The organism is Streptomyces sp. NPDC048504, from assembly GCF_043200035.1.
Taxonomy (GTDB): Bacteria; Actinomycetota; Actinomycetes; order Streptomycetales; family Streptomycetaceae; genus Streptomyces.
On the sequence record NZ_JBICXA010000019.1, the window covers coordinates 137,394 to 149,348 of the forward strand.

The 11,955-nt window shown below is 70.4% G+C and carries 11 protein-coding genes; 7 read left to right on the forward strand and 4 right to left on the reverse strand.

Annotated features, from left to right (window positions below; translation table 11 throughout):
* Positions 1–68 precede the first annotated feature (68 nt).
* Complete coding sequence (locus tag ACGFY9_RS38320) at positions 69–1,475, forward strand: FAD-binding oxidoreductase (RefSeq protein WP_393762092.1); 1,407 nt, start codon at positions 69–71, stop codon at positions 1,473–1,475.
* A 22-nt stretch (positions 1,476–1,497) separates the two neighbouring features.
* On the opposite strand, the gene ACGFY9_RS38325 is transcribed toward ACGFY9_RS38320, so the two are convergent.
* Complete coding sequence (locus ACGFY9_RS38325; protein ID WP_363098899.1) at positions 1,498–1,971, reverse strand: SsgA family sporulation/cell division regulator; 474 nt, start codon at positions 1,969–1,971, stop codon at positions 1,498–1,500.
* A gap of 265 nt (positions 1,972–2,236) precedes the next feature.
* Between ACGFY9_RS38325 and ACGFY9_RS38330 the strand changes: the two genes are divergently transcribed.
* Together ACGFY9_RS38330 and ACGFY9_RS38335 are read left to right on the forward strand one after the other, a co-directional pair.
* On the forward strand, positions 2,237–3,850 hold the full coding sequence (locus ACGFY9_RS38330) for an RDD family protein (RefSeq protein ID WP_393762094.1): 1,614 nt from the start codon (positions 2,237–2,239) through the stop codon (positions 3,848–3,850).
* An 89-nt stretch (positions 3,851–3,939) separates the two neighbouring features.
* On the forward strand, positions 3,940–4,587 hold the full coding sequence (locus ACGFY9_RS38335; protein ID WP_393762096.1) for an RDD family protein: 648 nt from the start codon (positions 3,940–3,942) through the stop codon (positions 4,585–4,587).
* 100 nt (positions 4,588–4,687) lie between these two features.
* Here ACGFY9_RS38335 and ACGFY9_RS38340 read toward each other — a convergent pair whose 3' ends face one another.
* On the reverse strand, positions 4,688–5,014 hold the full coding sequence (locus tag ACGFY9_RS38340; protein WP_393762098.1) for a hypothetical protein: 327 nt from the start codon (positions 5,012–5,014) through the stop codon (positions 4,688–4,690).
* Positions 5,015–5,636: 622 nt separating this feature from the next.
* Here ACGFY9_RS38340 and ACGFY9_RS38345 point away from each other — a divergent pair.
* Both ACGFY9_RS38345 and ACGFY9_RS38350 read left to right on the forward strand, forming a co-directional pair.
* A complete protein-coding gene (locus ACGFY9_RS38345; RefSeq protein WP_393762100.1) occupies positions 5,637–7,982 on the forward strand; it encodes an immune inhibitor A domain-containing protein in 2,346 nt (781 codons plus the stop codon).
* 135 nt (positions 7,983–8,117) lie between these two features.
* Positions 8,118–8,471, forward strand: a complete 354-nt coding sequence (locus ACGFY9_RS38350; RefSeq protein WP_393762102.1) for a hypothetical protein — start codon at positions 8,118–8,120, stop codon at positions 8,469–8,471.
* 251 nt (positions 8,472–8,722) lie between these two features.
* Here the strand turns inward: ACGFY9_RS38350 and ACGFY9_RS38355 are convergent, their stop codons facing one another.
* Both ACGFY9_RS38355 and ACGFY9_RS38360 read right to left on the reverse strand, forming a co-directional pair.
* A complete protein-coding gene (locus ACGFY9_RS38355) occupies positions 8,723–9,307 on the reverse strand; it encodes an isochorismatase family protein (protein WP_393762104.1) in 585 nt (194 codons plus the stop codon).
* Positions 9,308–9,395: 88 nt separating this feature from the next.
* Complete coding sequence (locus ACGFY9_RS38360) at positions 9,396–10,778, reverse strand: nicotinate phosphoribosyltransferase (RefSeq protein WP_393762106.1); 1,383 nt, start codon at positions 10,776–10,778, stop codon at positions 9,396–9,398.
* An 80-nt stretch (positions 10,779–10,858) separates the two neighbouring features.
* Between ACGFY9_RS38360 and clpS the strand changes: the two genes are divergently transcribed.
* Both clpS and ACGFY9_RS38370 read left to right on the forward strand, forming a co-directional pair.
* Entirely contained in the window at positions 10,859–11,176 is a 318-nt protein-coding gene (gene clpS / locus ACGFY9_RS38365; protein WP_019056726.1) for an ATP-dependent Clp protease adapter ClpS, read from the forward strand.
* 12 nt (positions 11,177–11,188) lie between these two features.
* Positions 11,189–11,794 carry a DUF2017 domain-containing protein gene (locus tag ACGFY9_RS38370; protein WP_393762108.1) on the forward strand — a complete coding sequence of 202 codons (606 nt, stop codon included), beginning with the start codon at positions 11,189–11,191 and terminating at the stop codon, positions 11,792–11,794.
* The last annotated feature ends 161 nt before the right edge of the window (positions 11,795–11,955 follow it).

The window sequence follows — 11,955 nt, forward strand, 5'->3', positions numbered from 1 at the left end:
CGACCACATCCCGGCACCCAAAGCCACGCGCGGACGGGGTTCACACCGATGGCCGCGAGTGCGACGCTGTGATCATGAGCCGTATCGAAGCGCCTCGCGACCAGGACACCGGGACCCTCGTCGACCGGCTGCTGGCCGGGCTGCCCGCCGAGGCCGTCCTCACCGACCCGGACGTCACGGACTCGTACGCCAACGACATGGCGAGCTTCTGCCCGTCCGGCACGCCCGCCGTCGTCGTGCTGCCGCGCACGGTCGAGCAGGTCCAGCACGTCATGCGGGTCGCCACCGAACTGCGTCTCCCGGTCGTCCCGCAGGGCGCCCGCACCGGCCTGTCCGGCGCGGCCAACGCCTCCGAGGGCTGCATCGTGCTGTCCCTCGTCAAGATGGACCGCATCCTGGAGATCAGCCCGGTGGACCGCATCGCGGTCGTCGAGCCGGGTGTCATCAACGCGACCCTCTCCCGCGCGGTCAACGAACACGGCCTCTACTACCCGCCGGATCCCTCCAGTTGGGAGATGTGCACGATCGGCGGCAACATCGGCACCGCGTCCGGCGGGCTCTGCTGTGTGAAGTACGGGGTGACGGCGGAGTACGTCCTCGGCCTGGACGTCGTCCTCGCCGACGGGCGGCTGATGAGCACCGGCCGGCGTACGGCCAAAGGGGTCGCCGGGTACGACCTGACCCGGCTGTTCGTCGGCTCGGAGGGCTCGCTCGGGATCGTCGTGAAGGCGATCCTGGCGCTGAAGCCGCGGCCGCCCCAACAGCTCGTCCTGGCCGCCGAGTTCGGGTCCGCGGCGGCCGCGTGCGACGCCGTGTGCCGGATCATGGCGGGCGGGCACGTGCCGTCCCTCCTCGAACTGATGGACCGTACGACCGTCAAGGCCGTCAACGACCTGGCGCACATGGGACTGCCCGAGAGCACCGAGGCGTTGCTGCTGGCGGCCTTCGACACGCTGGACCCGGCCGCCGACCTGGCCGCCGTAGGAGCCCTGTGCGAAGCGGCCGGAGCCACGCAGGTCGTCCCCGCCGAGGACGCGGCCGAGTCCGAACTGCTGCTCCAGGCGCGGCGGTTGTCGCTCACGGCGCTGGAGGCGGTCAAGGGCACGACGATGATCGACGACGTGTGCGTGCCCCGGTCCCGGCTCGGCGAGATGCTCGAAGGGGTGGAACGGATCGGCGAGAAGTACCGGCTGACGATCGGCGTCTGCGCGCACGCCGGCGACGGCAACACGCACCCCACCGTCTGCTTCGACGCCCAGGACGCCGACGAGTCCCGGCGCGCCCGCGAGTCCTTCGACGAGATCATGGCCCTCGGCCTGGAACTCGGCGGCACCATCACCGGCGAACACGGCGTCGGCGTCCTGAAGAAGGAGTGGCTGGCCCGCGAGATCGGCCCGGTGGGCGTCGAGATGCAGCGGGCGGTCAAGGCGACCTTCGACCCGCTGGGGATCCTCAACCCGGGCAAGCTGTTCTGACTCCCCTTCCTCTTCCTACGGCTCACTCCCCGTCCCGCGACTCGTCCGACGGCCACGGGTCGCGCAGCCACAGATCGTCGGCCGGGGTCGGTGCGAGCAGCTCGGCCAGGCCGTCGTCGATGCCGAGCTGCTCAGCCTCAGAGCCCGGAGGGACCACCCGCAGAGTGCGCTCCAGCCAAGCCGACACCTGCGCCGCCGGAGCCTCCAGCAGGGCGTCCCCATCGGGTGAACTCAGCGCCATCAGGACGACACTGCGCCGCTCCACCTTCGTCGGCCACACCCGCACGTCCCCGTGCCCGCACGGCCGGAACACCCCCTCGACGAGCAGTTCGCGGGCGAACGTCCAGTGCACGGGGTGCTCGGAGTTGATGTGGAAGGAGATGTGGACGGCGTACGGGTCGTCGGTGCGATAGCTCAACCGCGCCGGGACCGGAATGCTCCGCTCCGGCGACAGGATGAGTTTGAGCTCCAACTCCCGCTCCACGACTGTGTGCATGACGTGTGTCTCCTCTCGCTGACCGGGCCCTGCGGTGGGCCCGTACGAGTGGAGAGGGCGTGCGGGCTGAAGCATTACGCGAGTTCGGGAATCTTTTTTTCCGCGAGGCGTCATCAAGGCTTCGCGGGGCTTCGGGGCGTGTGGACTCCGTGCACGAGGTTGCCCGGAAAGGGGTGGGTCCGACGGGACGGGCAGTGGCGGTCGCACGGGTCTGATAGATGTGGACACCCCCATTTGACCTCCGAGCAGATACGGGACGACGGACATGAGCGCCCCAACCCCGGCACCCGGTGACGACAGGCCCCGCGAGGGGTACTACCCGGACCCGTCCATTCCTGGCTATGTCCGGTACTGGAACGGCGCGGCCTGGGTGCCCGGCACCAGCCGCCCGGCGCCCTCGGACGGCCTGCCGCCAGGCGCGCCGGGTGCGTCCGTCGAGGAGACCGGGCCGCACTTCTTCGACGAGGACCCGGCGCCGGACAACCAGGTGAGCCCGGCGCGGGCCCAGCACGGCAGCCGCCCCGAACCGGCGGCGGCATGGGGCGCGGACCGCGCCCACCAGAGCGGCTTCGGCGGCGACCAGGACCGCCGCGTCTCCTGGGGCTCCCCGGACCCGAGAACGGGCGCGGACCCGAGAGTGCCTGCGGACACCCCGGCGCCGGTCACCCCGGAGGAACCGCCCAACCCCGGCACCTTCGTCTTCCGCCGCCCGACCCCGGGCGCGGACATCCCGTCCCCGTCGGCCCCGGCCCCCGACGAGGGCACGACCACTTTCCGCCGCCCGACCCCGCGCACGCCCCAACAGGGCGGGGCGCCGGAGGCGCAGGGCGGGGGCACGGGGGGCTTCGGTCCGCAGGGCCCGGCCGGGGCAGGTGCGGTCGGGTCCGGCGCGGACGCCGGTGGCTACGGCCCGCAGGGCTCGGCCCGGTCCGACTCCGCGGCCGGGGCCAACCCCGGTGGTCCCGGGGTGCAGGGTCCCGTGGGAACCGGCTCCGCCGCCGGCGGCGGCTTCGGCCCCGACAGCCCCGCCGGGAACGCCCCCTCCAGCGACCCCTCCGGTCCCGGCTTCGGCGCCGGAAAGGCGGCCGCCGCCCGTGCCGCACAGGCTCAGGCGGGCCAGGCGGGCACCGGCACCGGGGCACCCTCCGCCGCGCCCGCCTCCGCCTCTACGGCTCTCTCCGGGCCCCAGCAGTCCGCCCCCGGCGTCCCCCAGCAGCCCGGCCCGGCGCAGCCCCAGGGGGCCGCCGTAGGCACGCCCATGGCTGCCGGGCCCGGTGGCGGGCAGCCGTCCTGGGCGCAGCAGGTGCACCGGCTGGCCGGGGACGAGGAAGCGCCCGTGGCGCCCTGGAAGCCGCCCGTCGAGGACGTGTTCCAGGCGGCGGCCAGGCGGCAGTCGGCGGCGCGGCCCGCCGGGCTCGGCAAGCGGCTGATCGCGCGGCTGATCGACACCGTCGTGCTCGGCGCGGTCACCGCAGCGGCCGCCGTACCGCTGGGCACCAAGGCCGTCGACCACCTCAACGAGAAGATCGACGCGGCCAAGCTCTCCGGCCGTACCGAGACGGTCTGGCTGCTGGACGGCACCACGTCCGCCTACCTGGGCATCGTCCTCGCCGTCCTCCTCCTCTTCGGAGTCCTCTACGAGGCGCTGCCCACCGGCAAGTGGGGCCGCACCCTCGGCAAGAAGCTCTGCGGGATCGAGGTCCGCGGCATCGAGAGCCACGAGCCGCCCGGTTTCGGCGGGGCGCTGCGCCGCTGGCTGGTCTACAGCGTCCCGGGGCTGCTGGGCATCGGGATCGTCGGCGTCGCCTGGTGTCTGTTCGACCGGCCCTGGCATCAGTGCTGGCACGACAAGGCAGCACATACGTTCGTAGCGGCATAGGCGCGTACGGCATCCGGGGTACCTGATTCCGTACCCCGGACGGCCGCTCGCCGGATGCGGAGGCGGGCGGTTCGCGGTCGACTCGGCCCATGAGCACCGAACCGCCTCCGGGCTCCGGCCAGCAGCCGCCGGAAGACGACCCGTTCAGGAAGCAGCCCCCTCCTGGCCAGGGATCGGGCTCACCGTACGACCAGTCCTACGGGAACCAGCCTCCGCAGCCTCCTCCGTACGGCGGCGGTGGCGGTGACCCCTACGGCGGCGGCTCCTACCCCAGCGACCCGCTCGCCGGCATGCCTCCGCTCGCCGACAGCGGCCGCCGCACGCTGGCCCGGATCATCGACCTGATCCTCGTCGGCATCATCGTCTGGCTGGTCACCTGGGCCTTCGGCGTCCACGAGTACGACGTCGGCTCCAACGGCGCGTCGTACGCCAAGTCGCTCGGCCAGTCGCTCATCGCGGGCGTGCTCTACATCGGCTACGACACCGTGATGATGGCCAAGTCGGGGCAGACGCTGGGCAAGAAGTGGCTGGGCCTGCGGGTGGCGAACCTCGACAACGGGTCGACGCCGTCCGTGCAGACCAACCTGATCCGCGCGGCGGTGCTGTGGATCCCGTTCGCGTTCTGCTGCGCCTGCATCTGGACGGCGATCTGCGGTGGCTGGAGCTTCTTCGACAAGCCGTACAAGCAGGGTCTGCACGACAAGGCCGCCAAGACCGTGGTGGTCAGCACGCGTTGACGTGACCGGGGGTCGACGCCCGGGGTGCACACAGCGATCGGCGGGTCCGTGGTCAACGGACCCGCCGATTCGCGTAGGTGAGCCGGGGCTTGTGCTTGGTCTAGGGAGTGCTCCGCTCCCGTACCGGCTCCGCGGACGCGGACGACGCGGCGGCGGACACGGTCTCCCGCCGTACCGGCACCGGCACCCGCTGCTGCTGCGGAACGGCCGGAGCGGCGGTCTGGGGGGCGGCCTGGGCAGCTGTGGCGGTGCGGGTCCTGGGCTGCGGCACCGTCAGGGAGACGAGCAGCCCGAGGGCGAGTGCGGCGCACGCGATGACCGCGATGCCCAGACCCGAGTTCGTCTGTGACAGCAGCAGCATGGCGAGCGTCGAGAAGATCACGGTGAACGAACCGTAGGCGAGCTGTGCGGCGGTCGGACGAGGCATGGCAATCGAGTCCTCGTTAGGCGATGGAGGGGAGCCCGTGAAACGGGGGTGCGACAAGGATGTCGGCCTGGCTTTCCGCCGGTTCCGGGCGTTCCGCCAATCGACTCTATTCGCCTGCATGCCCGAGTGGAACGTGCAGTAAGCATGACCTAACACACAGCTCCGGAGCATGGGGGGCGCACGGAGTCATACCGTCCGCCAAGTGGACGGATGTACGCGCCCGTTGGGGGAGGCGCGAGTCGGCCGCGCGTGTCCGTAAAGCGGACCCCCGCTTCGCCTAGGGCCTGCCCGGCGGATCATGCCGCAGACGCGGGGCGTGGCACGCACATCTGCCGCGTTGTCGTCACTCGCCGACGCTCCGCGTCGGACTCCCTCCTCCGCCTTGCAGCTGCACGCACCACGCCCCGCTCACCCGGGTTGGTCAGGCACCGCCGATTTCCTCCGACCTGATCCGCCGGGCAGGCCTTAATGCACTTGTCCTGTTCAAGTCAAGGTCTGTCTTTTCCCGTAAACCTCTAGTCAAATAACGTCACTTGACTATCACGCGGACACCGCGCGCGGACCTTCCATGACTTCCAGGACCCCCCTTCCGCGCGGTCGGGTGCGCAGGGGAGGACCTCAAGTGACCAGCAGACCCTGGACGTTCAGAGCGGCCGCGGTGGGCGTGGCCCTCGCGGCGGCCACCGCCACGTTCTCGACGTTCGCCGTGGCGCAGGCCGACACCTCGGCCAAGGCCGCCACTGTCGACCGGCACGACCCGGCACCGGTCGCACAGAAGGAGCACGACCTCGACGGCCCGCTGAGCAAGACGCGGGACGCGCAGCACCAAGAGGCCCTGAACCAGGTCATATCCGGCAAGGCGTCGGTCAAGGACCGCAACGGCTCGCAGGTCGTGCAGCTCAAGAGCAAGGGCGGCGGCAAGAGCAAGTACGTCGAGCTGGGCCGCGAGAAGACCGACAAGATCTTCACGATCCTGGTCGAGTTCGGCGACCAGGTCGACAGCCGCTACGGCGGCACCGTCGGCCCGCTGCACAACCAGATAGCCGCGCCCGACCGGGCGAAGGACAACTCGACGGCCTGGCAGGCGGATTACAACCAGGCGCACTTCCAGGACCTGTACTTCGGCACCGGCAAGAACACCGAGTCGCTCAAGAAGTACTACGAGAAGCAGTCCTCGGGCCGCTACTCGGTCGACGGCGAGGTCACCGACTGGGTCAAGGTCCCCTACAACGAGGCCCGTTACGGCTCCAACAAGGCCTCCACCGGCGCCTGGTACGCGGTGCAGGACGGCGTCAACGCCTGGGTCGCCCAGCGTGAGGCCGCGGGTGACACGGCCGCCGAGATCAAGACGGAGCTGGCCCAGTTCGACCAGTGGGACCGCTACGACTACGACGGCGACGGCAACTTCAACGAGCCCGACGGCTACATCGACCACTTCCAGATCGTGCACGCCGGTGAGGACGAGTCCGCCGGCGGCGGCGCGCAGGGCGAGGACGCGATCTGGGCCCACCGCTGGTACGCCTTCGGCACCGACGCCGGCTCCACCGGCCCCGGCACCAACAAGCTCGGCGGCACCCAGGTCGGCGACACCGGCATCTGGGTCGGCGACTACACCATCCAGCCGGAGAACGGCGGACTCGGCGTCTACGCCCACGAGTACGGCCACGACCTCGGCCTGCCCGACGAGTACGACACCGCGGGCGGCGAGAACTCCACCGGCTTCTGGACGCTGATGTCGTCCGGCTCCTGGCTCGGCACCGGCAAGGAGGCCATCGGCGACCTGCCCGGCGACATGAACGCCTGGGACAAGCTCCAACTGGGCTGGCTGGACTACGACGTCGCCAAGGCCGGCACCAAGTCGAAGCACACGCTGGGCGTCGCGGAGTACAACACCAAGAACCCCCAGGCTCTCGTGGTGCAGTTGCCCGAGAAGGAGGTCACCACCGACGTCGTCGCCCCGGCGCAGGGTGCCACCCAGTGGTGGAGCGGCAGCGGCAACGACCTGAGCAACACCCTTTCCCGCACAGTGGACTTGACGGGCAAGACGTCCGCAGCGCTCACGCTGGACGGCTGGTACGACGCCGAGCAGGACTACGACTACCTCTACACCGAGGTGTCGAAGGACGGCGGCGCGACCTGGACCCCGATCGACGGCACCCTGGCCGACGGCTCCGCCATCCCGCGTGACGGCAGCGGCAACCCGGCCCTCACCGGCACGGCGGCCGCGTACCAGAAGCTGACGTACCCGCTGGACGCCTACGCGGGCCAGAAGATCGACGTCCGTTTCCGCTACCAGACGGACAGCGGTGTGGCGCAGAAGGGCTTCACGGCCGACGAGATCGCCGTGACCGCCGACGGCACCGCCCTCTTCTCCGACAACGCCGAGACGGCCGACCCCGCGTGGACGGCCAAGGGCTTCACCCGCATCGGCTCGTCCTTCACGGATGACTACGCGCAGTACTACATCGCCGAGAACCGTCAATACGTGTCGTACGACAAGGTGTTGAAGGTCGGCCCGTACAACTTCGGCTTCTCGACGACGCGTCCGGACTGGGTGGAGCACTACGCCTACCAGAACGGCCTGTTGATCTGGAAGTGGGACACCTCGCAGGCGGACGACAACACCAGCGAGCACGCCGGTGAGGGTCTGATCCTGCCGGTCGACTCCCACCCGACGCAGCTGAAGTGGTCCGACGGCACGCTGATGCGCAACCGCATCCAGGCCTACGACTCACCGTTCGGCCTGGACCGGACGGACTCGATGACGCTGCACAGCGCGGACGTCGCGACCAAGATCAAGTCGCAGCCGGGCGTGCCGGTCTTCGACGACGGCACGTCGACCTACTACGACACGTCGAACCCGACAGCCGGTGTCAAGATCACTGACACCAACACCCGGATCAAGATCGTCAAGGGGTCGCACAATGGCTCGACGGTGAGCCTCCAGGTCGGCCCTTCGGCGAAGTAGTCGGTAAAAGCGCAGGTCAGAAACGTATCGGCGGTGACCCCCTGGCGGGTCGCCGCCGATCCGTGTTTAGGTGCGTCCTGTGCTTGGCTTATTGACACCGACCTCGACCTCGACCCGCCAGGGGGTGTGACCGCATTGTCCGCAGGAGGTTTCTGCAGGCTGCCGACAGGCAGCGTGGTGGTGGCGCTGAACCTGCCCAGACCCAGCGCCCAGGGTGACGGCTGCGTCCGCGTTCTCGTCCACGCACGCAACCGCGCCCGGGCCCTGACCCGGCTCCGCAACCTCGGAATGCGGGCCGTCTACCTGCGCGGCAACGCGGAGCCGCCGACCCCGGACGAGATCACGGCCGTCCTGCACCACCCCGACGGCCTGATATGGCGCACGGCACCTGCGCCTGACAACGCTGTCGTGATCCCCGGCCCGGAGCTGCCGCAGGAGCTGTGGCATCCGATCCGGGCGCTGCTGCGGAGGCCTCCGGCGGCTGCGTGAGGGGTTGTGCGTTGTCCGCGGCCCGGTGGGGGCTGGTCGCGCAGTTCCCCGCGCCCCTTAAAGGCAGCCCCTGCGAGGCGTGCCGCCGCGGGGGCGCCGCAGACCCGACCGACGGCGCTCAGTGCGGTAGCTACGCGCCGAAACAGCCGCGCCCCTGAAGGGGCGCGGGGCTGTATCGATCTGCGGCTCCGCCGCGTGGGCGCGACCAGCCCCCACCGGCCGGCAGACAAAAAACCACAGACAACGGCCCGCTAGACGACCGGCTTCCCGGTCAACTCCACCCCGGCTGAACGCAGTTCCTCCAGCGCACGGTCCGTGGACTCCTTGGCCACCCCAGCCGTGAGATCAAGCAACACCTGCGTACGGAACCCCTCCCGCACGGCATCCAGCGCGGTCGCCTTCACGCAGTGGTCGGTCGCGATCCCGACGACATCCACCTCGTCGATCTCCCGCGCCCGCAGCCAGTCCCCGAGCGACACCCCGTTCTCGTCGTGCCCCTCGAACCCGCTGTAGGCCGCCGCATACGCCCCCTTGTCGAACACCGCGTCGATCGCCCCGGAGGCGACCGCGGGGGCGAAGTTCGGGTGGAACCCGACCCCCTCCGTGCCCGCGACACAGTGCGCGGGCCAGGAGCGGACATAGTCCGGGTTGTCGGCGAAGTGCCCGCCGGGCGCGATGTGGTGGTCGCGGGTGGCCACGACATGCCGGTACCCGGCGGGAGCCTGCCCGATCAGCTCGGTGACGGCGGCGGCCACATCCGCACCCCCGGCCACCGCGAGACTGCCTCCCTCGCAGAAGTCGTTCTGCACGTCAACGACGATCAAGGCGCGGCGCATGGTGGTGTCCTTCGACGAAGAGTGAGATTCGAGCCTAGAGACTCCGGCGGTACAACGGGAGGGCGCACCCGGATTTTTCGGGCCTGTCTTACCTGTCGGTCCTGTCTCGGTCAGCGGACCTGTCTTGGCTACCCGACCGCAGATGCACGTACTCCGTGGGAATCACGGCCTCCCCGCGCGACAACTGGGTCGCCGACAACGGCAGGTTGCCCCGAGCGACCGCATGCCGGTCCCGTACGACGTCCAGCGGCTCGCGGGCGACGACCTCGCCGCCCTTGACCAGCTCGACGAGCAGCTGCCGGTCGGCCAGCTCGGCCGGGACCGCCCCGGTGCCGATGACCTCCGCCTCCGCGATCCCGTCGCCGTCCAGCCGCCGTGCCGCCCACTTGCGCCCGCCGATCGACGTCTTGCCGCCGCTGGACTTCTTCGCGACCGGCACCAGCGGCGCCTTCGGATCGGCGGACTCGGCCCGGGCGACCAGCTTGTAGACCATCGAGCAGGTCGGGTGCCCGGAGCCGGTCACCAGCTGGGTGCCGACGCCGTACGCGTCCACGGGCGCCGCCGCCAGCGAGGCGATGGCGTACTCGTCCAGGTCGGAGGTCACGATGATCTTCGTGTTGACGGCGCCCAGCTCGTCCAGCTGCTGCCGCACCCGGTGCGCGACGAGCAGCAGGTCGCCGGAGTCGATGCGGACGGCGCCGAGTTCGGGCCCGGCGACCTCGACCGCCGTACGGACCGCCTCGGTGACGTCGTACGTGTCGACGAGCAGGGTGGTGTTGCGGCCCAGCGAGTCCACCTGGGCCTGGAACGCGTCGCGTTCGTTGTCGTGGAGCAGGGTGAAGGCGTGCGCGGAGGTGCCGACGGTCGGGATGCCGTAGCGGAAACCGGCCGCGAGGTCGGAGGTGGTGGCGAAGCCGCCGACGTAGGCGGCGCGGGAGGCGGCGACGGCGGCCAGCTCGTGGGTGCGGCGGGCGCCCATCTCGATCAGCGGGCGGTCCCCGGCGGCGGAGGCCATGCGGGAGGCGGCGGCCGCGATCGCGGAGTCGTGGTTGAGGATGGAGAGGATCACGGTCTCCAGCAGCACGCACTCGGCGAACGAGCCCTCGACCCGCATGATCGGCGAACCCGGGAAGTACACCTCGCCCTCCGGGTAGCCCCAGACGTCACCGCTGAAGCGGTAGGCGGCGAGCCACTCCAGGGTCTCCTCGTTGACGACGTTCCGCTCGCGCAGGAAGTCGAGGACGCCCGCGTCGAACCGGAAGTTCTCCACCGCGTCCAGGACGCGTCCGGTGCCCGCGACGACGCCGTAGCGGCGGCCCTCGGGCAGCCGGCGGGTGAAGCACTCGAAGACCGAACGCCGGTCGGCCGTACCCGCTTTGAGGGCGGCCTGCAGCATCGTCAGCTCGTAGTGGTCGGTGAAGAGCGCCGTCGAGGGAACGTCCACCGGCAGCCCAAGGTCCGCTGTGTTCATGACGAGTGATGGTACTCCCATCTCGTCACTCTGACGATTTGTGGGGCCCATTTGTGCGGGGGCCCCCTTGTGGTGGCAGCATGGGCCGTGTGACGTCACCCGCACCCCTGGAGATCGAACGGACCGAGTCGGCGGAGGAGGTCTTCGCCGTACCCGAGCCGGACGTCCCCTGGGTCACGATCGTGCACAACGACCCGGTCAACCTCATGAGCTACGTCGCGTACGTCTTCCAGACGTACTTCGGCTACTCCAAGGACAAGGCCCACAAGCTCATGCTCGACGTCCACCACAAGGGCCGCGCGGTCGTCTCCAGCGGAAGCCGCGAGGAGATGGAACGCGACGTGCAGGCGATGCACGGCTACGGTCTGTGGGCCACCCTCCAGCAGGACCGGAAGTAGCGACCCATCCCGATGCCAGGACACTTCGAACCGCTCCCCGGCGGCGGCGCGGCCGTCGCGCTCGACGACGTCGAGATCTCCATCATCCGGTCGCTGGCCGTCCAGCTCCTTGAGCTGATCGGCCCCGGCCCGGGCGAGGAGGCCTCGGACGACCCGCTCGCCGAACTCTTCGCCGAGGGCCCGAGCGAACCGCCCGCCGACCCGGTGCTCCGGCGCCTGTTCCCGGACGCGTACACCGACCCGGAGCAGGCCCCCGACTCCCCGCAGGACGCGGAGGAACGGATGGCGCACTCCGCCGAGTTCCGCCGCTTCACCGAGAACGACCTCAGGGCGGGCAAGCGCGAGAACGCCCTCGCGGTGGTCCGCACCCTGGACTCGCTGACCCCCGGCGGCGACGGCGGCGCGATCCTCAAGCTCACCGCCGAGGAGTCCCGGCAGTGGCTCGGCTCGCTCAACGACCTGCGCCTGGCGATCGGTTCACGCCTCGACATCGCCGACGAGGACGACACCGACGACCTCTACCGGCTCCCGGACGAGGACCCGCGCAAGCCGATGGTGATGGCGTACCTCTGGCTGGGCGGCCTCCAGGAGACGCTGGTCAGCACCCTGATGCGCTGACCGCGACGGCCGCCGTCCCGGCCCCTCGGAGTTCGCTCAGAGGACGCTCAAATCCGAATAACGATCACGTCACCGCGACGGCCAGGAATGCTGGCCGTCGCTCCTTTTTGTCCGCTTCTTCCTGTGGTGTGCGCCACAGACGCCCCCTTCGATCAAGATTG

Coding starts and splice junctions, on each gene's coding strand:
- ACGFY9_RS38325 (WP_363098899.1), bottom strand. CDS start 1,971: ATGCACACAGTCGTGGAGCGGGAGTTGGAGCTCAAACTCATCCTGTCG.
- ACGFY9_RS38330 (WP_393762094.1), top strand. CDS start 2,237: ATGAGCGCCCCAACCCCGGCACCCGGTGACGACAGGCCCCGCGAGGGG.
- ACGFY9_RS38335 (WP_393762096.1), top strand. CDS start 3,940: ATGAGCACCGAACCGCCTCCGGGCTCCGGCCAGCAGCCGCCGGAAGAC.
- ACGFY9_RS38340 (WP_393762098.1), bottom strand. CDS start 5,014: ATGCCTCGTCCGACCGCCGCACAGCTCGCCTACGGTTCGTTCACCGTG.
- ACGFY9_RS38355 (WP_393762104.1), bottom strand. CDS start 9,307: ATGCGCCGCGCCTTGATCGTCGTTGACGTGCAGAACGACTTCTGCGAG.
- ACGFY9_RS38360 (WP_393762106.1), bottom strand. CDS start 10,778: ATGAACACAGCGGACCTTGGGCTGCCGGTGGACGTTCCCTCGACGGCG.
- clpS (WP_019056726.1), top strand. CDS start 10,859: ATGGGCCGTGTGACGTCACCCGCACCCCTGGAGATCGAACGGACCGAG.
- ACGFY9_RS38370 (WP_393762108.1), top strand. CDS start 11,189: ATGCCAGGACACTTCGAACCGCTCCCCGGCGGCGGCGCGGCCGTCGCG.